Source organism: Arthrobacter sp. Soc17.1.1.1, assembly GCF_036867195.1.
GTDB lineage: Bacteria > Actinomycetota > Actinomycetes > Actinomycetales > Micrococcaceae > Arthrobacter_D.
Map to the genome: position 1 here is coordinate 952,401 of NZ_JBAJII010000001.1, position 20,668 is coordinate 973,068.

General features: G+C 71.4%; 18 protein-coding genes and 1 tRNA gene. 16 read left to right on the top strand and 3 right to left on the bottom strand.

The window, feature by feature from the left end; all coding sequences use genetic code 11:
* Positions 1–146: 146 nt before the first annotated feature.
* The 16 genes from V6S67_RS04470 (at position 147) to V6S67_RS04545 (ending at position 17,953) form a co-directional block, all read left to right on the top strand.
* Positions 147–1,691: an ABC transporter ATP-binding protein gene (locus V6S67_RS04470; protein ID WP_334209106.1), complete on the top strand. Its 1,545-nt coding sequence runs from the start codon at positions 147–149 to the stop codon at positions 1,689–1,691.
* On the top strand, positions 1,688–3,085 hold the full coding sequence (locus V6S67_RS04475) for an ABC transporter permease (protein WP_442884690.1): 1,398 nt from the start codon (positions 1,688–1,690) through the stop codon (positions 3,083–3,085). Before V6S67_RS04470 ends, V6S67_RS04475 begins: the two co-directional genes overlap by 4 nt.
* Entirely contained in the window at positions 3,082–4,389 is a 1,308-nt protein-coding gene (locus V6S67_RS04480; protein WP_334209107.1) for an ABC transporter permease, read from the top strand. The genes V6S67_RS04475 and V6S67_RS04480 overlap by 4 nt, the downstream gene beginning before the upstream one ends.
* Before the next feature lie 11 nt (positions 4,390–4,400).
* On the top strand, positions 4,401–4,811 hold the full coding sequence (locus tag V6S67_RS04485; RefSeq protein WP_334209108.1) for a cytidine deaminase: 411 nt from the start codon (positions 4,401–4,403) through the stop codon (positions 4,809–4,811).
* 69 nt (positions 4,812–4,880) lie between these two features.
* A complete protein-coding gene (locus V6S67_RS04490) occupies positions 4,881–6,167 on the top strand; it encodes a thymidine phosphorylase (RefSeq protein ID WP_334209109.1) in 1,287 nt (428 codons plus the stop codon).
* A 245-nt stretch (positions 6,168–6,412) separates the two neighbouring features.
* Positions 6,413–7,132: a DedA family protein gene (locus V6S67_RS04495; protein WP_334209110.1), complete on the top strand. Its 720-nt coding sequence runs from the start codon at positions 6,413–6,415 to the stop codon at positions 7,130–7,132.
* Positions 7,133–7,156: 24 nt separating this feature from the next.
* Complete coding sequence (locus V6S67_RS04500) at positions 7,157–8,314, top strand: adenosine deaminase (RefSeq protein ID WP_334209111.1); 1,158 nt, start codon at positions 7,157–7,159, stop codon at positions 8,312–8,314.
* An 8-nt stretch (positions 8,315–8,322) separates the two neighbouring features.
* Complete coding sequence (locus V6S67_RS04505; protein WP_334209112.1) at positions 8,323–9,021, top strand: MazG nucleotide pyrophosphohydrolase domain-containing protein; 699 nt, start codon at positions 8,323–8,325, stop codon at positions 9,019–9,021.
* Positions 9,022–9,162: 141 nt separating this feature from the next.
* Positions 9,163–10,443: a phosphopyruvate hydratase gene (eno, locus tag V6S67_RS04510; protein ID WP_334209113.1), complete on the top strand. Its 1,281-nt coding sequence runs from the start codon at positions 9,163–9,165 to the stop codon at positions 10,441–10,443.
* A 97-nt stretch (positions 10,444–10,540) separates the two neighbouring features.
* Positions 10,541–11,347, top strand: coding sequence for a septum formation initiator family protein (locus V6S67_RS04515; RefSeq protein WP_334209114.1), 807 nt, complete (start codon positions 10,541–10,543; stop codon positions 11,345–11,347).
* 76 nt (positions 11,348–11,423) lie between these two features.
* The gene (locus tag V6S67_RS04520) at positions 11,424–12,182 is read left to right on the top strand and encodes a DUF501 domain-containing protein (protein WP_334209115.1); all 759 of its coding nucleotides are present in this window, start codon (positions 11,424–11,426) and stop codon (positions 12,180–12,182) included.
* Positions 12,179–13,126 carry a Ppx/GppA phosphatase family protein gene (locus V6S67_RS04525; RefSeq protein WP_334211516.1) on the top strand — a complete coding sequence of 316 codons (948 nt, stop codon included), beginning with the start codon at positions 12,179–12,181 and terminating at the stop codon, positions 13,124–13,126. The genes V6S67_RS04520 and V6S67_RS04525 overlap by 4 nt, the downstream gene beginning before the upstream one ends.
* A 4-nt stretch (positions 13,127–13,130) precedes the next feature.
* Positions 13,131–14,600: a S8 family serine peptidase gene (locus V6S67_RS04530; protein ID WP_334209116.1), complete on the top strand. Its 1,470-nt coding sequence runs from the start codon at positions 13,131–13,133 to the stop codon at positions 14,598–14,600.
* A 78-nt stretch (positions 14,601–14,678) separates the two neighbouring features.
* Positions 14,679–16,118, top strand: a complete 1,440-nt coding sequence (locus V6S67_RS04535) for an NAD(P)/FAD-dependent oxidoreductase (RefSeq protein WP_334209117.1) — start codon at positions 14,679–14,681, stop codon at positions 16,116–16,118.
* A gap of 142 nt (positions 16,119–16,260) precedes the next feature.
* A tRNA-Leu gene (locus tag V6S67_RS04540) sits at positions 16,261–16,333 on the top strand.
* 219 nt (positions 16,334–16,552) lie between these two features.
* Positions 16,553–17,953: an ABC transporter substrate-binding protein gene (locus V6S67_RS04545; RefSeq protein WP_334209118.1), complete on the top strand. Its 1,401-nt coding sequence runs from the start codon at positions 16,553–16,555 to the stop codon at positions 17,951–17,953.
* A 91-nt stretch (positions 17,954–18,044) separates the two neighbouring features.
* Here V6S67_RS04545 and V6S67_RS04550 read toward each other — a convergent pair whose 3' ends face one another.
* The 3 genes from V6S67_RS04550 to V6S67_RS04560 all read right to left on the bottom strand — a co-directional run bounded on the left by V6S67_RS04550 (position 18,045) and on the right by V6S67_RS04560 (position 20,610).
* On the bottom strand, positions 18,045–18,755 hold the full coding sequence (locus V6S67_RS04550) for a hypothetical protein (protein ID WP_334209119.1): 711 nt from the start codon (positions 18,753–18,755) through the stop codon (positions 18,045–18,047).
* Positions 18,756–18,883: 128 nt separating this feature from the next.
* Positions 18,884–19,624, bottom strand: a complete 741-nt coding sequence (locus V6S67_RS04555; RefSeq protein WP_334209120.1) for an ABC transporter ATP-binding protein — start codon at positions 19,622–19,624, stop codon at positions 18,884–18,886.
* Positions 19,624–20,610 carry an ABC transporter ATP-binding protein gene (locus V6S67_RS04560; RefSeq protein WP_334211517.1) on the bottom strand — a complete coding sequence of 329 codons (987 nt, stop codon included), beginning with the start codon at positions 20,608–20,610 and terminating at the stop codon, positions 19,624–19,626. The genes V6S67_RS04555 and V6S67_RS04560 overlap by 1 nt, the downstream gene beginning before the upstream one ends.
* Between the last annotated feature and the right edge of the window lie 58 nt (positions 20,611–20,668).

Below are 20,668 nucleotides of genomic sequence, written 5' to 3' on the forward strand. Positions count from 1 at the left end.
CCTCCCTGCGGATCCCCGCAGGGAGGAAGGCGGTTTGCGTTCGTCCCCGGTGCGTGGCACCGAGCCGCACCCGGTATCCTTTCCGGTGACTTCCGCACGGGTTCTCGCCTGACGAGAGACGTGAGAACAACAGAACAGGCTGAGCTGTGAAACTCGAACTGATCGGCATCACGAAGCGCTTCGGATCGCTCGTCGCCAACGACTCCATCGACCTCGTGGTGGAACCCGGACAGGTGCACAGCCTGCTCGGGGAGAACGGGGCCGGCAAGTCGACCCTCATGAACGTGCTGTACGGGCTCTACGACCCCACCGAGGGTGAGATCCGGGTCGACGACAGGCCCGTGACCTTCAAGGGCCCCGGGGACGCGATGGCCGCCGGGATCGGCATGGTGCACCAGCACTTCATGCTCGTGCCGGTCTTCACCGTCGCGGAGAACGTGGCCCTCGGCAACGAGGCCACGAAGGCCGGCGGCATGCTGAACCTGCAGGAGACGCGCACGCGGATCCGGAAGATCTCCGACCAATACGGGTTCGACGTCGATCCCGACGCCGTGGTCGAGGACCTCCCGGTCGGTGTCCAGCAGCGCGTCGAGATCATCAAGGCCCTCGTCCGCGACGCCGAGGTGCTGATCCTCGACGAGCCCACCGCCGTGCTGACGCCCAAGGAGACCGACGAGCTGCTCGGCATCATGGCGCAGCTGAAGGCGGACGGGAAGTCGATCGTGTTCATCTCGCACAAGCTGCGCGAGGTCAAGGCCGTCTCCGACGTCATCACCGTGGTCCGCCGCGGCAAGGTGGTCGGCACCGCCGACCCGAGCGCTCCCACCACGGAACTCGCGTCCCTCATGGTCGGTCGGTCCGTCAGCCTGACGCTCGACAAGAAGCCCGCCACGCTCGGCGAGGTGACCTTCAAGGTCCGGGACCTCACCGTGCAGGCCACGAACGGGCAGCGCGTGGTGGACGGCCTGAGCTTCGACGTCGCCGAGGGCGAGATCCTCGCCGTCGCCGGCGTGCAGGGCAACGGGCAGACCGAGCTCACCGAGGCCATCATGGGCCTGCAGGACCACGTCACGGGATCCATCACCCTCGGCGGCAACGAGCTCGTGGGCCGCAGCGTCAAGGACATCATCCGCGCCGGCGTCGGGTTCGTCCCCGAGGACCGCAGCGTCGAGGGCCTCGTGGGTACGTTCTCCGTGGCCGAGAACCTCATCCTCAACCGGTACGACGACGCCCCGTTCGCGAAGGGGCTGTCCATGTCGCCGTCGGCCATCGAGAAGAACGCCGACGAGAAGATCGCCGAGTACGACGTCCGCACGCAGTCGGCGTCCGCCGCGGCCGGCACCCTGTCCGGCGGCAACCAGCAGAAGGTCGTCATGGCCCGCGAGTTCTCGCGGCCGCTCAAACTGTTCATCGCCTCGCAGCCCACCCGCGGCGTCGACGTCGGGTCCATCGAGTTCCTGCACCGCCGCATCGTCGCCGAACGCGACGGCGGCACGCCCGTCATCATCGTCTCCACGGAGCTCGACGAGGTCCTGGAGCTCGCCGACCGCATCGCCGTGCTGTACCGCGGCCGCCTCATGGGGATCGTGCCCGGCGCGGTCTCGCGCGATGTCCTCGGCCTCATGATGGCCGGCATGCCCGCCGACGAAGCGCTGGCGCAGGCCCACGACGTTCAAGGAGGAAACCTGTGACCCCGCAGGAGGAACGGCCGGCAGTCCCGGCCACCGGCGAGGGTGCCCCGCACCCGCGCCGGGAAGCGAAAGACGCCGCCCGCCAGGACGAGGTGCGCCTCGAGAACGCCGTGGAGACCGCCGGAGGGGAGGTGCCGCCCCCGGCCGTGCCCGCGACGGCGGCCGGCCTCGGCGCCGGTCCCGGGCCGGACGCCACGCTGATGCAGCGCATCATGACGGGCAACGCGCTCGTCGCGTTCCTGTCCGTGGTGCTGTCCCTGGTCCTCGGCGGCCTGCTCATCGCGGTGACGGACCAGAACGTCGCCCGGGCGTCGTCGTACTTCTTCAGCCGCCCCCAGGACACCCTGGCCGCGGCGTGGACGGCCGCCTCGAGCGCGTACCTCGCCCTGTTCCAGGGCTCCGTGCTCAACTTCGAGGGGGACACCTTCACGCGGGTGGTCTACCCCCTGACGCAGACCCTGACCGTCGCGACGCCGCTCATCTGCGCCGGTCTCGGCGTGGCCCTCGCGTTCCGGGCGGGCCTGTTCAACATCGGCGCCCAGGGGCAGATCCTCATCGGCGCGACGTTCGCCGGCTGGATCGGCTTCACCCTGCACCTGCCGGCCGGGATCCACCTGCTGCTCGTGATCCTCGCCGGCATGGTCGGCGGCGCCGTCTGGGCCGGACTCGTGGGACTCCTCAAGGCCCGCACCGGCGCCCACGAGGTCATCCTCACCATCATGTTCAACTACATCGCGACGAACCTGGTGCTGTACTTCCTGAGCACCCCGGCGTTCCAGCGACCGGGGTCCACGAACCCCATCAGTCCCCAGCTCGACGCGACGGCGCTCTACCCGCCGCTGCTCGGACCGGCCTTCCGCCTCCACTGGGGCTTCGTGGTCGCCGTGCTCGCCACCGTCTTCGTCTGGTGGCTGCTGAACCGCTCGACCGTCGGCTTCGAACTCCGGGCCGTCGGCGCGAACCCGAGCGCCGCCCGCACGGCAGGCGTCAACGTCAGCAAGGGCTACATCCTGGCCATGGCCATCGCCGGAGCCCTCGCGGGCCTGGCCGGCGTGGCACAGGTGTCGGGCACCGAGAAGGTCCTGACCTCGGGCGTCGCCGCGAGCTTCGGCTTCGACGCGATCACCGTGGCGCTCCTCGGCCGCTCCTCGCCGTGGGGCACCTTCGCCGCCGGTATCCTCTTCGGGGCGTTCCGGGCCGGGGGAGTGGCCATGCAGGCCTCCACGGGCACCAGCATCGACATCGTCCTCGTGGTGCAGTCGCTCATCGTCCTCTTCATCGCAGCGCCGCCGCTCGTCCGCGCGCTGTTCCGCCTCCCCGCACCCGGAGCCTCCCGCGCCGGCAAGGGCGGCGCCTCGACCCGCACGCCAGCCTCGACCGGAGCAGCAGCATGAGCACAGCGATCGCACGCCATGAGAGCGACCAGAGCAAGAATCCCGCCCGCGGTACCGGCGACGCCGGCGTGCGCAGCTGGAAGAACCCCATCATCCTGTCCGTCGTCGCCCTCTTCGCGCTCCTGGTCTTCGCCCTGGGCGCGCCGGGCAACGACGTCACGTTCCGGCTGTCGGAGGACAACGACCCGATCGTGCTCCCCTCGATCGTCGTGTCCGCCCCCGTGATCGGCTGGATCGCGGCCCTCGCGATGCTCGCCCTCGCGGTCCTCGCGATCCTCCGCACCCGCTCCGGGCAGAAGGTCCCCACGTGGGTGCTCGCCGTGTTCGCGGTGCTGTTCCTCGTCGCCTTCCTGACGTGGGTGGTGGGCAGCGCCCGCACCCCGAACGTGGCCCTCTACGGGCTCCTCGCGGGGTCCGTGACCCTCGCGGTGCCGCTGATCTTCGGATCGCTCTCCGGCGTGCTCTGCGAGCGTTCGGGCGTCGTGAACATCGCCATCGAGGGGCAGCTGCTGTTCGGCGCGTTCGCAGCGGCCGTCGCGGCGTCGCTCTCCGGCAGCGCGTTCGTCGGCCTCCTCGCGGCGGCCGTCGCGGGCGTCCTCGTCTCGCTCGTCCTGGCCGTCTTCAGCATCCGCTACGTGGTCAACCAGGTCATCGTCGGCGTGGTGCTGAACGTGCTCGTCTCCGGCCTCACCGGGTTCCTGTTCTCCGCCGTCCTCAGCGAGGACTCGGAGCGGTGGAACTCCCCGCCGCGCCTGCCCGTCATCGAGATCCCGCTGCTCGCCGACATCCCCGTGATCGGCCCGATCCTCTTCCAGCAGACCATCGTGGGCTACCTCATGTACGTCGCGGTCGCCGTGGTCTACGTGGCCCTCTACCACTCCCGCTGGGGCCTGCGCACGCGCGCGGTCGGCGAGCACCCGAAGGCCGCCGACACCCTCGGCGTCAACGTCAACCGGATGCGCTTCATGAACGTCCTGCTCGCCGGTGTGGTGGCCGGGATCGGCGGGTCCTTCTTCACGCTCGTGGCCGTGTCGGGCTTCGGCCGCGACATGACGGCCGGCCAGGGCTACATCGCCCTGGCGGCGCTCATCTTCGGCCGCTGGAACCCGATCGGCGCGTTCTTCGCGGCGCTGCTGTTCGGCTTCGCGACCAACCTGTCCAACGTCCTGAGCCTGCTCGGCACCCCGGTGCCGGACCAGTTCCTGCGCATGCTGCCCTACGTGGTGACGGTCTTCGCCGTCGCCGGCCTCGTGGGCCGCTCGCGGGCACCGGGCGCCAGCGGCATCCCCTACATCAAGGGCTAGGAGCACCCGCCATGACCGACCAGCAGACTCCGGGGACCGAGATCCCCTGGGACACCCTCGCCGCCACGGCCACGGAGGCCATGCGCCGCGCCTACGTGCCGTACTCGAAGTTCCCCGTGGGGGCGGCTGCCCTCCTCGACGACGGCCGGATCATCTCCGGCTGCAACGTGGAGAACGCCTCCTACGGGCTGACGCTGTGCGCCGAGTGCGCCCTCGTCAGCGCGCTCGCCATGAGCGGCGGCGGCCGCATCCGCGCATTCAGCTGCGTGGACAGCGACGGCGCCACGCTCATGCCGTGCGGGCGCTGCCGCCAGCTGCTGTACGAATTCAGGGCACCCGACATGGTGCTCATGACCGTCAGCGGCATCCGCACCATGGACGAGGTCCTGCCGGACGCCTTCGGGCCGCAGCACCTCGCCTGAGCACCCTTCTCCACCAGTTCCCACCAGCTTCTGGCAGCTTCCACCAGCCGAACAACCCGAGGACCCTCCATGACCGAAGCCTTCGACGCCGTCGACATCATCCGCACCAAGCGCGACCGCGGCACCCTCACGCCCGAGCAGATCGACTGGACCATCGACGCCTACACGCGCGGCGCCATCGCCGACGAGCAGATGGCCGCCCTCAACATGGCGATCCTGCTCAACGGCATGGACCGGGCCGAGATCTCCCGCTGGACCGCCGCCATGATCGCCTCGGGCGAGCGCATGGACTTCTCCTCCCTCGGGCGCCCCACGAGCGACAAGCACTCGACCGGCGGCGTGGGGGACAAGATCACCCTGCCCCTGGCCCCGCTCGTCGCCGTGTTCGGCGTGGCCGTGCCCCAGCTCTCCGGCCGCGGCCTCGGCCACACCGGCGGCACGCTGGACAAGCTCGAGTCCATCCCCGGGTGGCGGGCGCACCTCAGCAACGAGGACATGCTGCGGCAGCTCGCCGACGTCGGCGCGGTCATCTGCGCCGCCGGCACGGGCCTCGCCCCCGCGGACAAGAAGCTCTACGCCCTGCGCGACGTCACCGGGACCGTCGAGGCGATCCCGCTCATCGCGTCCTCGATCATGAGCAAGAAGATCGCCGAGGGCACCGGCTCCCTGGTGCTCGACGTGAAGGTGGGCAGCGGCGCGTTCATGAAGGACGTCGGCCAGGCCCGCGAGCTCGCCGAGACCATGGTGGCGCTCGGCAAGGACGCCGGCGTGAACACCGTCGCGCTGCTGACCGACATGAGCACGCCCCTCGGCCTGACGGCCGGCAACGCCATCGAGGTCGAGGAGTCGGTGGAGGTGCTCGCCGGCGGCGGGCCGTCCGACGTCGTCGAGCTCACCGTCCGCCTCGCCGAGGAGATGCTCGCCTGCGCGGGCGTGCACGACGCCGACCCGGCCGCCGCCCTGAGGGACGGACGCGCCATGGACGTCTGGAACCGGATGATCGAGGCGCAGGGCGGCGACCCCCGGGCGGCCCTGCCGGTCGCGAAGGAGTCCGAGGTGATCCTCGCCCCGGCCGACGGCGTCCTCGTGGGCCTCGACGCGCTCTCCGTGGGCGTCGCCGCCTGGCGCCTCGGCGCCGGCCGTGCCCGCAAGGAGGACCAGGTGCAGGCCGGGGCGGGCGTCCGCCTGCACGCGAAGCCCGGTGCCACCGTCCGCGCGGGCGAGCCGCTCATGACGCTGCTCACCGACACCCCGGACAAGTTCGACCGTGCCCGCGAGGCACTGGCCGACGCCGTCGTGATCGCCCCCGAGGGCTCCGGACCCGCGCAGCAGCTCATCCTCGACCGCATCTCCTGACGCTCCTGCTCAGGGTCTCCCCGTAGGGGCTCCGGCGGCCGGCCTCATCCCTGAGGGTGAGCCGGCCGCCGGAGCATGTCGCCCGGAAGGGCGACGACCCGCCAGGGGTGCCACCGGTAGCGTCGGAGGCAGACGCGCGGCGACGCATGGTCCGGACGGGACCGGCCCCGCGCGTCGGGTCCCACGCCCGCCCCCACCTCCGGTTCCGGCGGGCCGACGCGGGACGGACGAGCGGGAGGAACCCGATGGATGCGATCACCAGTGCACTCGGCGGCATCAGCGACTTCGTGCTGGCGGCCGCCGAGCAGCCCTGGGTGTACGTCCTCGTGCTCGTGTGCTGCATCGTGGACGGCTTCTTCCCGCCGTTCCCCAGCGAGTCCGTCGTCGTGGGCCTCGCGTCCCTCGTCATCACGCAGGGTGTGCCCGACCCGTGGCTGCTCATCCTGGTCGCCGCTCTCGGTGCGTTCATCGGTGACAACATCGCCTATCTCATCGGCCGGGGGATCGGCACCACGCGCTTCCGCTGGATGCGCCGCCCGCGGATGCAGCGCTCGTTCACGTGGGCGGGCACGGAGCTGGCGAAGCGGGCCGCCTCGCTGATCCTCGTGGCCCGCTTCATCCCGATCGGCCGCGTGGCCGTGAATCTCACCGCCGGCGCCACGGGCTACTCGCACCGGCGCTTCGTGGCCCTCACCGCCCTCTCCGGAGTGGTCTGGGGAGGGTACTCCGTGGGGATCGGCGCGCTCGCCGGGACCTGGTTCCAGAACAACCACCTGCTCGGCGTGGCGGTGGCCATCGCGATCGCCGTCGTCATCGGGTTCGTCGTCGACCGCGTGATCGCCCTCGTCCGGGGCTCCACCCCGCTCCAGGCGTCCCTCGACGGATCGCCCGACGCAGCGCCCACCACGTCCTCCGCGCAGGCCCGGCACCAGCCGGAGCCGGCGTGCGAGACCAGCCCGCCGTGAGGGTGATCGCGTAGGCTTGGCAGCGTGACCCAGACCCAGAACGACGCCGTCCCCGACGCCGCCATCGACATCCAGACCCTGCCGAAGATCTCCCTCCACGACCACCTCGACGGCGGCCTGCGGCCGGCCACCATCCTCGAGCTCGCCGCCGAGATCGGCCACGAACTGCCTGCCTCCGACGCCGCGTCGCTCGGCACCTGGTTCAGGGAATCGGCGGACTCCGGCTCGCTCGAGCGGTACCTGGAGACCTTCGACCACACCATCGCCGTCATGCAGACCCGCGAGGGCCTCATCCGGGTGGCCCGCGAGTTCGTCGAGGACCTCGCGCTCGACGGCGTCGTCTACGGGGAGGTCCGCTGGGCCCCCGAGCAGCACACCCGGAAGGGCCTCTCGCTCGACGAGGCCGTCGAGGCCGTGCAGGAGGGCCTCGAGGCGGGTGCCGCCGCGGCCGTCGCCGCGGGCCGGGTCATCCAGGTCGGCCAGCTCATCACCGCGATGCGCCACGCCGACCGCGGTCAGGAGATCGCCGAGCTCGCCGTCCGCCACCGCGACCGCGGTGCCGTCGGCTTCGACATCGCCGGCGCCGAGAACGGCTTCCTGCCCTCGCGCTTCGCCGACGCGTTCACGTTCCTCGCCTCCGAGCAGTTCCCGGCCACCATCCACGCCGGCGAGGCGGCGGGCCTCGAGAGCATCCAGGACGCGCTCGTCGCAGGGCGCGCGCTGCGCCTCGGCCACGGCGTGCGCATCGCCGAGGACATCGAGATCGAGGAGTCCGAGGGCGAGGACGCCGCCGACGGCGAGGAGGTCGGCATCGCCAACCTCGGCCGTATCGCCTCCTGGGTCCGCGACCGCGGCATCCCGCTCGAGCTGTGCCCGTCCTCCAACCTGCAGACCGGCGCCATCGCGGCCTTCGGCGACACCATCGACGCGCACCCCTTCGACCTGCTCTACCAGCTCGGCTTCAAGGTCACCGTGAACACCGACAACCGCCTGATGAGCGGGGTCACCCTGACCGGCGAGTTCGAGCTGCTCGTCGACACCTTCGGCTACGACCTCGGCGACCTGCTCGAGCTCACGCTCAACGCCGTCGACGCCGCGTTCCTGCCCCTCGAGGACCGCGAGGCGCTGGCCTCGTTCGTCGCCGAGAGCTTCGACGCGGCCGCCCGGCAGGCCTCGGCCTGACCGACCCCGTGACGCACGCGGGGCCGGGCGCGGCGGTCGAACGGCTCGTGGAGGTCGTGGACCTGCTCCGCCGCCACTGCCCGTGGACCGCCGCACTGGACCACGTGTCGCTGCTCGAATACCTCGTGGAGGAGACGTACGAGCTCTACGAGGCCGTCGACGACGTCGCCCGCGCGCAGGCCCGGTCACCGGCGGTGCCGGCCGGGCTGCGGGACGAACTGCGCGGTGAGCTCGGCGACGTCCTGTTCCAGGTGGTCCTCCACGCTCAGCTGCAGGCCGAGGAGGGCGCCTTCGGGTTCGCGGAGGTGGCGGGCGGGCTGACGGCCAAGCTCGTGCGCCGGAACCCGCACGTCTTCGCGCCCGATGGTTCCCTGCGCGACAGCTTCCCGGCGACCGTGGACGAGATCGTGGCGACCTGGCAGTCCGTCAAGCAGCAGGAGCGGCCCGCGCGCACCTCGCCCTTCGACGGCATCCCGCGCCACCTCCCCGCCCTCGCCCTCGCGGCGAAGACCCTCCGGCGGGCGGGCGAGCCCGTCGGCACCGGTGACCGGGAGCCGGCCGGCACCGGTGGGAGCGCGACCGAGGAGGAGCTCGGCCGGGAACTGCTGGGCCTCACCCGGCGGGCGCTCGCGGCGGGCATCGACCCGGAGCGCGCCCTGCGGCGTGCCGTGCTGGACTACCAGCGGGACGCCGCCCGGGGACCGTGAGCGCGCAGGCGCTCCTCCGGCGGTGATCCAGCCCACGCCGGGACGCGCGTGAACTAGGCTGGGAGCACCACCTCCGTTGCTCTGACAAAGACGTCCCAACACGATGTGAACTTCTACACTCCAACGAAGAGGAGCAAATCCATGGCCATCATCGATGCCATCCACGCGAGGGAAATCCTCGATTCCCGCGGCAACCCGACCGTCGAGGTCGAGGTGCTGCTCGACGACGACACCTTCGGCCGCGCGGCCGTCCCCTCCGGCGCCTCCACCGGCGCGTTCGAGGCCAACGAGCGCCGCGACGGCGACAAGGACCGCTACCTCGGCAAGGGCGTCCTGCAGGCCGTGGAAGCCGTCATCGAGCAGATCCAGCCGGCTCTCCTCGGCTTCGACGCCGCGGACCAGCGCGCCATCGACCAGGCGATGATCGACCTCGACGGCACCGAGAACAAGTCCAGCCTGGGCGCCAACGCGATGCTCGGCGTCTCCCTCGCCATCGCCCGCGCCGCCGCCGAGTCCTCGGCCCTGCCCCTCTACCGCTACCTCGGCGGCCCGAACGCGCACGTGCTGCCCGTGCCCCTCATGAACATCCTCAACGGCGGCTCGCACGCCGACTCCGACGTCGACATCCAGGAGTTCATGATCGTGCCGCTCGGCGCGCAGTCCTACTCCGAGGGCCTCCGCTGGGGTGTCGAGGTGTACCACGAGCTCAAGGCCGTGCTGAAGGAGAAGGGCCTCGCGACGGGCCTCGGTGACGAGGGCGGCTTCGCGCCGAACCTGCCGTCCAACCGCGACGCACTCGACCTCATCACCACCGCCGTCGAGCGGGCCGGCTACACCCCGGGCACGGACATCGCGTTCGCCCTCGACGTCGCCGCCTCCGAGTTCTACAAGGACGGCACGTACCAGTTCGAGGGCAAGTCCCTCAGTACCGAGGAGATGAGCGCCTACTTCGTGGAGCTCGTCCGCGACTACCCGCTGGTGTCCATCGAGGACCCCCTCGACGAGGACGACTGGGAGGGCTGGAAGCACCTCACCGATGCCATCGGCGACAAGGTGCAGCTGGTCGGCGACGACCTCTTCGTCACCAACCCCGTCCGCCTGGCCAAGGGCATCCAGAACCAGACCGCCAACTCGCTGCTGGTGAAGGTCAACCAGATCGGCACGCTGACCGAGACGCTCGACGCGATCTCCATGGCGCAGCGCGCCGGTTACACGACGATCACCTCGCACCGTTCCGGCGAGACCGAGGACACCACGATCGCCGACATCTGCGTCGCGACGAACGCCGGCCAGATCAAGACCGGCGCGCCCGCCCGCAGCGAGCGCGTGGCCAAGTACAACCAGCTGCTGCGCATCGAGGAGGAGCTCGACGACGCCGCACGCTACGCCGGCCGCAGCGCCTTCCCGCGTTTCACCGCGTAGAAGCTCGGCAGTTGATCAGGAGGGCGGTTACCCTCGTTAAACGGGCCCCGCAAGGGACCCGACGCGACAATACGCGAAAGCGTCGACGAGGAGCTCCATGACTGCCCGCCGCCCTAACGTGCCGCGAGCCGGCCGTCCGACGCCTGTGGCGGAGGAACGGCCGGCCCCCGGCACGACCAAGGGCCCGACCATCGACCACGGGTCCCGTGGCGCCGGGCACGCCCCGGCGCGGCCCACCGGCGCCTCCCAGCGGAAGCCCGGCGCGCCCCGGGTCGTCGGTCCCTCCGCCACGAAGGACCCACGCGCGGCGGCGCCCCCCGCGACGGGCAGGTCACATCCTGCCGGAGCGGACGCGACGCCGGCCCGGACCGGGCGCCCCGACGCAGCACGGACCGCGGCGAGGCCGTCCTCCCCGTCCGAGGCACGCGCCGCCGAGCGCTCGCAGCTGGCGGGGAACATCCGCCGGGGCCAGCTCGGTTCGAAGCGGGTGGAATCGCCGATCCAGCCCGCCGAGGAAGCCACACCCATCCCGGCGAAGTCCTTCTCCGGGCGGCTGCTGGCCCTCGCCGTCGTCCTCGTCGCCGTGATCGTGCTCCTCGCGCCGTCCGTCAGCAGGTACCTGCAGCAGCAGAGCGAACTCGACGCCCTGCGTGCGGACATCGCCCGCCAGCAGCAGCAGCAGGCGGACTACCAGTCCGAACTCGCACGCTGGGACGATCCGGCGTTCGTCCGGCAGCAGGCGCGCGAGCGCATCTTCCTCGTCATGCCGGGGGAGACCCGTTACCTCGTGAAGGGTGGCGAGGGCATCGAGGAGGGCACGGGCGAGGGCTCGACCGCCGAACCCGCCGACCTGCCCTGGGTCGACTCCCTCTGGAGCTCGGTCGAGCGCGCGGCAACGGATTGAGCGAGCGGCGGCCGGCGCCCGAGACCGGCCGGCCGTCACCAGGACACCCGGACGCGGTGTCCCAGGAAGGAACAGCGTGACCCAGCAGGACCAGCACGACCGCCACGACCAGCACGGCGGGCACGACGACGAGCACCGGCAGCACGACCGGGCGGCGGATCCGCGGACCCCGAGCGCGCGGGACCTCGATGTCCTCAGCCGCCAGCTCGGCCGCCCCGTCCGGGACGTCGTGGAGATCGGAGCCCGGTGCGTCTGCGGCAACCCGCTCGTCGCCACCACCGCCCCGCGCCTGTCCAACGGCATCCCGTTCCCCACCACGTACTACCTCACCCACCCCGTCATCACGGCGGCGGTCTCACGGCTGGAGGCCGAGGGCGTCATGACGGAGATGAGCGAGCGGCTGGCCGACGATGTCGACCTCGCCGACCGGTACCGCGCCGCGCACGAGGCCTACCTGGCGGCCCGCGCGGCCGTCGGCGAACGCGCGGGCACGGGACCCGTGCCCGAGATCGACGGTGTGTCCGCCGGCGGGATGCCGACCCGCGTCAAGTGCCTCCACGTGCTCGTGGGCCACGCCCTGGCCGCCGGACCCGGCGTCAACCCGCTCGGCGACGAGGCCATCGCACGCATCGCCCCGTGGTGGACCCCCGGACACTGCTCCTGCGAGGGCGCCTGGGACACGACGGGCCAGGCGCCGCACGCCGATCTCAGCCGTCATACGCGGACGCAGGGCCTCAGCGCCGAGGAACTCGACGCCAAGCGCGAGGCACGCCGCAGGGCAGCCGAACCACCGGCGAGCCCCACCCCTTCCGCCGCACCCACCGAGGAGACCTGATGCGTACAGCCGCCATCGACTGCGGGACCAACTCCATCCGCCTGCTCATCGCCGACAGCGAGGACGGCGTCCTGACCGACGTCGTCCGCCTCATGCGCGTCGTGCGCCTGGGCGAAGGCGTGGACGCCACCGGCCGCCTGTCCGAGGCAGCGCTCGCCCGCACCTTCGCCGCCGCGGAGGAGTACGCGGCCCTCCTCCAGGAGCACGGCGCACCGCCCGTGCGGTTCGTCGCCACCTCCGCGTCCCGCGACGCCGAGAACCGCCAGGAGTTCGTCGACGGCATCCGGGAGCGCCTCGGCGTGGAACCCGAGGTCATCACCGGCGACGAGGAGGCCCGGCTCTCCTTCGACGGGGCCGTCAGCGTGCTCGCCACCGCTGCGGACGAGACCGTCCTGGTGATCGACGTCGGCGGCGGCAGCACCGAGTTCGTCGCGGGCACGGAGGCCGGCCTGGTCGCCTCGCTCAGCACGAACATGGGGTGCGTCCGGTACACCGAGCGCTTCCTGACCGACGACCCGCCCACCGAGGCGCAGATCACGGCGATGACGGCGGAGGTCGGGCGCCTCATCGACGCGGCGGCCGCCGAGGTGCCCCTCGACCGCGTGACGAGGATCGTCGGCGTGGCGGGCAGCGTCACGACGGTCACCGCCCACGCCCTCGGGCTGCCGGCCTACCAGCCCGAGCGCATCCACGGCGCAGAGCTCCCCGTCCCCGCGATCTCGGCGGCGGCGTCGGACCTCCTGCACATGCCCCGCGCGGCACGGGCCGCGCTGCCCTACATGCACCCCGGCCGCGTCGACGTCATCGGCGCGGGCGCGCTCATCTGGGCGACCGTCGTCGAGCGCGTCGCCTCGGCGGCCGGCGGGCGCGTCACGACCGCCGTCTCCAGCGAGCACGACATCCTGGACGGGATCGCCCTGAGCGTCGTGGACCGGGTCGGGTGAGCTGATGCGCACCCGGCAGCACGCCGGCCCCGGGCCGGTCCGGGCGGGCGCCTCCGTCGCCCTCGCCGCCGCCGTCCTGCTGCCGGGGGCGGTGCCTGCCGCCGCGGACGAGGTCCGCGACAAGGAGTACTGGCTCGAGGACTACGGCATCACGCAGGCGTGGGAGAGCACGCAGGGCGAGGGCGTCACGGTGGCCGTGATCGACAGCGGGATCGACGGCACGCACCCCGACCTCGTCGGGGCCGTGGTGGGCGGTACCGACGCCTCCGGCGCGGGCGACCCGGGCGGCCTGCGCGGCATCGGCGAGGTCGCGGGCCACGGCACCCTCGTGGGCACCCTCCTCGCCGGGCGCGGGCACACCGACGCCGCACCCGCTCCCGCGCCCGCGCAGCCCACACCCGCCCCCTCCAGAGGCACCGGCGGCACCGGCGGCACCGGCAGGGCCGAACCTCCCGCAGCCCCTCCTCCCGCCCTTCCTCCCGACCCGCCCGCCGGCCCGCTCGAGCAGTACGGCGAGGGCCCCGACGGCATCGTCGGCGTGGCGCCGAAGGCCGACCTGCTCGCCGTCTCCGTCTTCATCGAGGGCCAGAACAGCGGCCCCAACCCCGCGGGCGTCTCGGTGGACCAGCAGGTGCCCGACGCCGTCCGCTGGGCGGTGGACAACGGCGCCGACGTGATCAACATGTCGCTCGGCAGCACCAGCACCGCCTGGCCCGAGAGCTGGGACGAGGCCTTCCTCTACGCGGAGCAGAACGACGTCGTCGTCGTCGCGGCGGCCGGCAACCGCGCCGGCGGGCTCGCGCAGGTCGGCGCTCCCGCGACCATCCCCGGCGTCCTCGCCGTCGCAGGCCTGGACCGGTCCGGGGTCGCCAGCGACGAGGCCTCCAGCGAGGGCATCAGCATCGCCGTCGCCGCGCCGTCCGAGGACCTCGTCGGAGGACTGCCCGGTGGGTTCTACGCCGACTGGTCCGGGACATCGGGCGCCGCCCCCCTCGTCTCGGGCGTCGCCGCACTCATCCGTGCCCGGTACCCCGAGCTCTCCGCGGGCCAGGTGGTCAACCGGATCGTCGGCACGGCCAGGGACGCCGGGCCCCCCGGCTTCGACACCATCTACGGCTACGGGATCCTCGACGTCGCCTCCGCCGTCGACCGGGACGTGGCCGTACCCCAGGAGAACCGCCTCGGCAGCATGGCCGAGTGGATCGAGCTCTACCGGCGCGGTGGGCAGACGCCCGCCCCGCCACCGGCACCCGCGGAGGAGCCCCCCGCGGAGGTCCTCCCCGCACCCGCGGCCCCGCAGGCCGAGGATCCCCTCACCCCGGTGCACGACGTGCCCGCGCTCGTGGTGCTCGGCTTCGGCGGGCTCCTGCTCGCGGTGGTGCTCGGCGGGGCCGTGCACGTCACCCGCGTACACCGCCGGACCGCGGCGGACCGACGGCCGGCACCGGAGGGTCCGGGGCCGTCGGCCGCCTGAACGAGCGGGCCCCGGGGGAGGTTCCGAAGCGCTCCCGGAGCTAGTGAAGATTTTCACAAACTCCGGTAGCATCGGGGCATGGCATCGAACCCACACTTCTCCGACCGCCCGCGCATCCTCGTCGTCGGCGGCGGTTACGTCGGCCTGTACGTCGCGCACCGGCTGCAGAAACAGGTCAAGGACCGTGGCGGCATAGTCACGCTGGTCGACCCCCTGCCCTACATGACCTACCAGCCCTTCCTCCCCGAGGTGGCCGCCGGCAGCATCGAGCCGCGCCACGCGATCGTGTCCCACCGCAAGCACCTGCGGAAGACGGAACTGATCTCCGGCAAGGTCACCTCGATCAACCACGCCGGCCGCACGGCCACCATCGAGCCGACGGGCGGCGGTGAGTCCTTCGAGCTCGGCTACACCGACGTCGTCGTCGCCGCCGGCTCCATCACGCGGACCTTCCCGATCGACGGCCTGAAGGACCAGGGCATCGGCCTCAAGACCATCGAGGAGGCCGTCGCCCTGCGCGACAGGATGCTCGAGCGCATCGAGACCGGCTCCGTCATGCCCGCCGGTCCCGAGCGTGACCGCGCCCTGACCTTCGTCGTCGTCGGCGGCGGGTTCGCCGGTATCGAGGCCATCACGGAGATGGAGGACGCGGCCCGCGACGCCGTCAAGGCCAACGCCCGCCTCAGCCGCTCCGATCTCCGCTTCGTCCTCGTCGAGGCCATGGGACGCATCATGCCCGAGGTGACGGCCGAGCAGGCCGAGTGGGTCGTGGAGCACCTCCGCTCCCGCGAGATCGAGGTGCTGCTGAACACGTCGCTCTCCAGCGCCAAGGACGGCACCCTCAAGCTCATCAACATGCCGGACAAGAGCGCGGCCGACGAGTTCGAGACGGACACGCTCCTGTGGACCGCAGGCGTCCAGGCCAACCCGGTCGTCCGCTCCACCGACTTCCCGGTGGACGAGCGCGGCCGTGTCCGCGCCACCGCCGAACTCCGCATCACCGGCGACGACGGGCCCATCGCCCACGCGTGGACCGCCGGCGACGTCGCGGCCGTGCCCGACCTGACCGGTGGGGGAGTGGGAGGCTTCTGCGTCCCCAACGCCCAGCACGCCGTCCGCCAGGCCAAGCTGCTGGCCGCGAACATCCTCGCCGAGAACTACGGCGTGGGTGAGGTGAAGGAGTACCGCCACACCAACCTCGGCGCCGTGGCCGGCTTCGGCCAGTTCAAGGGCGTCGCGAACATCATGGGCTTCGGCATGAAGGGCTTCCCGGCCTGGCTGGCCCACCGCGGCTACCACGGCTTCGCGATGCCGATGTACGAGCGCAAGGCGCGCGTGATCATCAACTGGAGCATGAGCTTCCTGTTCGGTCGCGACCTCGCCCCGCTGTCCGACCTGCAGACCCCGCAGCGCCAGTTCCGCGAAGCAGCCACCCCGCCGCCGAAGAAGGACACGGCCCTGCAGAGCCAGCCGCCCACGCCGGCCGGCCAGGCCGCCTCCGCGAAGGCCTCCGCCTGACGCTCGGCACCACAGCATGACGGACGACGGCGACCCCTGCCCGGGGTCGCCGTCGTTCCTCGTTCCACCGCCGACCGTCGACCGCCGATCGTCCACCGCCCGCGGCAGGTGTCCCTGACGCGCGGGGTAGGCTGATCCGATCGCCCCAGTAGCCCAATGGCAGAGGCACCAGACTTAAAATCTGTTCAGTCAGGGTTCGAGTCCCTGCTGGGGCACATCTCCCACACACCCCGCCCGTCCGGGTGGAATAGGCAGTGGACTGTCCAGTGCCTGCTGTCAAGGGTCCGATGAGACGCCTGTGACGAGCGTTACAAGGATGTAACCCGATTCCCTTATCTCAGACACAAATTTGGATTAGCTTTTCCTACAAGCCAGGAACACCTGGCACCCAGCATCAAAGGCAGCAAGAGCCTTTCGGTCGAGGAGAATAATTCATGACTGCAACACGCAACTCGATGCGTTTCGGCATCGGGGAGAGTGCCCCGCGAGCGGCAAAGGTCGCCGCACTGGGCCTGGGCATCGCGCTCTTCGCCTCCGGCTGTGGCGGGTCCTCCGGTACCGAGGGTGGAAGCACCGAGACCGAGGCGGGAACCGAGACCAGCGCAGCTGCCGCGTCCGCACTGGCATGCCCCGAGAGCGAGGGAGGCGCCGGCGAGGAGCAGGGCGAGAAGGGCGACCCCGCCGCCGTCCCCGCCAGCAAGACCACCAGCCCGGAGCCCCTCAAGCTCGGCTCCATCCTCCCGACCACCGGAACCCTCGCGTTCCTCGGCCCCCCGGAGATCGCGGGCGTCAACCTCGCCGTCAACGAGGTCAACGCGGCCGGCGGCGTCCTCGGGCAGGACATCTCGATCACGCACCGCGACTCGGGCGACACCACCACCGACATCGCGACGCAGTCCGTGACGGATCTGCTGTCCCAGAACGTCAGCGCCATCATCGGCGCAGCGTCCTCGGGCGTCTCGAAGACCGTCATCAACCAGATCACCGGCGCCGGCGTGGTGCAGTTCTCGCCCGCCAACACCTCGCCGGAGTTCACCGACTGGGACGACAAGGGCCTGTACTTCCGCACCGCACCCTCCGATGTGCTGCAGGGCCGCACGCTCGGCAACTACATCATGGAGTGCGGCGCGCAGACCGTCGGCATGATCACGCTGAACGACTCCTACGGCACCGGCCTGCAGGGCAACATCCAGGAGACCGTCGAGGGCGCAGGCGGCCAGGTCGTCGCGAACGAGATGTTCAACACCGGTGACTCGCAGTTCTCCAGCCAGGTGGACGCCATCGCCGCCGCGAAGCCCGACGCGATCGTCCTCATCAGCTTCGACGAGGCCAAGAGCATCGTCCCGCTGCTCGTCGCCAAGGGCATCGAGGCCGCGTCCATCTTCATGGTCGACGGCAACACCTCCGACTACAGCAAGGACCTGGACCCGGGAACGCTCGAGGGCGCGCAGGGCACCATCCCCGGCCCCTTCACCGGCACCGGTTTCCAGGAAGCCCTCGCCACGGTCGATCCCGCGCTCACCAGCTACGCGTACGCCGGTGAGAGCTACGACGCCGTGAACCTCGTCTCGCTCGCCTCCGAGGCGGCAGGCAGCGTCGAGGGCTCCGCCATCGCGGCGCAGCTCGAGTCGGTGTCCAAGGAGGGCACCAAGTGCTTCGACTTCGCCGGCTGCGTGACCCTGCTGCGCAACGGTGAGGACATCGACTACGACGGCATCTCCGGTCCCGTCTCCTTCGACGCGAAGGGCGATCCCACCGAGGCTGCCATCGGCATCTACAAGTACGACGCCGACAACAAGCCGCAGCCGAGCCGTTCCGAGGTCGGCAAGCTCTAGGGCCGGCCCTGCCGGACCTGCAGTAGCGACACAGAAGGCCCCGTCCGCCCTCCCTCCGGGAGGCGCGGGCGGGGCCTTCTGCTGCCGCCGGTCAGGAGTCGCCCGGTGCGCGCCGGGAGACGGCGTAGGAGGGCTCGCGCACCTTCCGCGCCCAGTCGTACGTCCCGGCGCCCGCGAGCGGGTGGAGGACCGCGTCGAACCGCAGGTCCTTCTCCTCGGCGTCGGGGTCCAGCTGCAGCGTGAGCGTGCCGAAGTGCTGCCATGCACCGCCCGGCGTCGCGAAATAGAGCCCGAGCTGCCAGGGGGAGGGGCCGAGCGACCGTGCGAAGCCGCGCAGCGACGACGGGAGGCCTGCAGGGCCGAGCGTACGGGCGCCGAGGAGCACGGGCCCGGCCTCCCCCCGGTAGGGCATCATGGTGCCCAGGGGGGCCTTCGAGACGTTGAGCCTGGGGATCAGCACGAAGCGGCCGGGGACGGACCAGCCCGTCGAGGACAGCAGGATGTCGGAGAACGTGGACGGGGTGGGACCTGCGCCCTCGTGGTGGAACCGCACGGCGAGCCCGACGACGTCGGGCAGTCCGTCCGGCGTCCCCACGGACCGGGAGATCCGCGCCGTGGCGGCGCCCTCGCCCGGACGGTCGATCCAGGAGATCCCGCTGGACAGGCCGTGGCGGTGCACCACCACGGTCCCGTCGAGCCTCAGGCCGCGCGAGTGGATGGGGCGGTGCCGGCGGACGTGCTTGATGCCGCGGAACAGCACCTCGAAGCCCTTCCCGATCGCGCTGCTGACCAGTCCTGCCATGGGTCGTCCTTCCTCGGAGCACGCGTCCGGCGCCCCTCCAGCCAACGTAGCGGCCCCGACACGGTGATGGGCGGGACCGTTGCCGGTCCCGCCCATCACTTGCACTTCACAGCCCTGTGCGCTGGGCCTCAGGCGGTGTCCGCCAGCGTGCCGAGGTAGAGCTGGATCACCTTCGGGTCCTTCATCAGCTCACGGCCCGTCCCCGTGTAGGCGTCCCTGCCCTGGTCCAGCACGTACGCGCGGTCGCAGATCTGCAGGCAGCGGCGGGCGTTCTGCTCCACCATGATCACCGACACGCCGGCCCGGTTGATCTCGTGCACGCGCAGGAACGTCTCGTCCTGCTTCACGGGGGAGAGGCCGGCCGACGGCTCGTCGAGGAGCAGCACCGCGGGATCCATCATGAGTGCCCGGCCCATGGCGACCATCTGCCGCTCGCCGCCCGAGAGCGACCCGGCGCGCTGCGCCTTCCGCTTGCCCAGTTCGGGGAAGAGGCTCGCCACGAAGTCGAAGCGCTCCTTGAAGTCCTTGGGCCGCTGGTACATGCCCATCTGGAGGTTCTCCTCGATGGTCAGGGTGCCGAAGACGTTGTTGTTCTGCGGCACGAAGCCGACGCCCCGGCTGACCAGCTTGTTGGCCTTCAGCCCCGTGAGGTCCTGCCCGCGCACCACGACGGTGCCCGAGTGGACCTTCACCAGGCCGAACATCGCCTTCAGGAGCGTGGACTTGCCCGCCCCGTTGGGTCCGATGATGCCGATCAGCTCACCGCGGCGCGCCTCGATGCTGCAGCCGTTCAGGATGTTCACGCCCGGCAGGTAGCCGGCGACGAGGTCCGTGACCTTGACGACGGAGTCGCCCTCGAACTCATCCATTACTTCGTCTCCTCGTCCTTGTGCGCGGTGCCGGCGGCGTAGGCCCCGCCCCCGACCTCGGTGACGCCGTGCCCGAGGATGCCCTCGTTCTCCGTGCCGACCACCGATTCCTCGTCGTGGGCCAGTTCCTCCTCGAGGCGCTCGATGCCCGTGGAGTCGCCGAGGTCGACGTCGTGGTGCGCGCCCAGGTAGGCGTCGATGACGGCCTGGTCCTTCATCACGATGTCCGGCGGTCCTTCGGCCACGACCTTGCCCTCGGCCATGACCACCACCCAGTCGGCGATGTGCCGGACCATGTGCATGTCGTGCTCGACGAACAGCACGGTCATGCCCTCGGCCTTCAGGTTCTTGATGTGGTCGAGGAGCGACTGCGTGAGCGCCGGGTTGACGCCCGCCATGGGCTCGTCGAGCATCACCAGGCGCGGCCGCACCATGAGGGCGCGCGCCATCTCGAGGAGCTTGCGCTGGCCGCCGGAGAGCGACGCCGCATAGTCGTCGCGCTTCGTGTCGAGCTTGAACTTCGCCAGCAGCACCTCCGCCTGCTGCGTGATCTCGCGCTCACGGCCGCCCCAGATGCCCTTGAACAGCGCCCGCGCGAGACTCTCGCCCGGCTGGTCCGTCGCCCCGAGGCGCATGTTCTCCATGACGGTGAGCTTGCCCATGACCTTGGTCAGCTGGAACGTCCGCACCATGCCCATGCGGGCCACCTTGTGCGAGGCGACCTTGGCCAGGGGCTTGCCGTCGAACTCCCAGTCGCCGCTGTTCGGGGTGTCGAAGCCCGTCAGCAGGTTGAACAGGGTCGTCTTGCCGGCACCGTTGGGGCCGATCAGCGCGGTGATCTTGTGCCGGGGGATCTCGAGGTGCTCGACGTCCACGGCGTTGATGCCGCCGAAGGTGCGCGTCACGTTCTGGGCGATCACGATGGGATCCCGCTTGCGGCACCCCGGCCCCGTCTCGCCGGTGGTGATCGGCGTGGTGTCGGTCATGTGGTCGTGCCCGGACGCGGTGCCGCCGGCCGTGTGCGAGCCGCTGGTCGTGACGTCG

What these genes read in the sequence shown, in the direction of transcription:
- V6S67_RS04515 (WP_334209114.1), top strand. Translation starts at nt 10,541, where the DNA reads ATGACTGCCCGCCGCCCTAACGTGCCGCGAGCCGGCCGTCCGACGCCT.
- V6S67_RS04545 (WP_334209118.1), top strand. Translation starts at nt 16,553, where the DNA reads ATGACTGCAACACGCAACTCGATGCGTTTCGGCATCGGGGAGAGTGCC.
- V6S67_RS04535 (WP_334209117.1), top strand. Translation starts at nt 14,679, where the DNA reads ATGGCATCGAACCCACACTTCTCCGACCGCCCGCGCATCCTCGTCGTC.
- eno (WP_334209113.1), top strand. Translation starts at nt 9,163, where the DNA reads ATGGCCATCATCGATGCCATCCACGCGAGGGAAATCCTCGATTCCCGC.
- V6S67_RS04555 (WP_334209120.1), bottom strand. Translation starts at nt 19,624, where the DNA reads ATGGATGAGTTCGAGGGCGACTCCGTCGTCAAGGTCACGGACCTCGTC.
- V6S67_RS04480 (WP_334209107.1), top strand. Translation starts at nt 3,082, where the DNA reads ATGAGCACAGCGATCGCACGCCATGAGAGCGACCAGAGCAAGAATCCC.
- V6S67_RS04485 (WP_334209108.1), top strand. Translation starts at nt 4,401, where the DNA reads ATGACCGACCAGCAGACTCCGGGGACCGAGATCCCCTGGGACACCCTC.
- V6S67_RS04550 (WP_334209119.1), bottom strand. Translation starts at nt 18,755, where the DNA reads ATGGCAGGACTGGTCAGCAGCGCGATCGGGAAGGGCTTCGAGGTGCTG.
- V6S67_RS04490 (WP_334209109.1), top strand. Translation starts at nt 4,881, where the DNA reads ATGACCGAAGCCTTCGACGCCGTCGACATCATCCGCACCAAGCGCGAC.
- V6S67_RS04560 (WP_334211517.1), bottom strand. Translation starts at nt 20,610, where the DNA reads ATGACCGACACCACGCCGATCACCACCGGCGAGACGGGGCCGGGGTGC.
- V6S67_RS04495 (WP_334209110.1), top strand. Translation starts at nt 6,413, where the DNA reads ATGGATGCGATCACCAGTGCACTCGGCGGCATCAGCGACTTCGTGCTG.
- V6S67_RS04530 (WP_334209116.1), top strand. Translation starts at nt 13,131, where the DNA reads ATGCGCACCCGGCAGCACGCCGGCCCCGGGCCGGTCCGGGCGGGCGCC.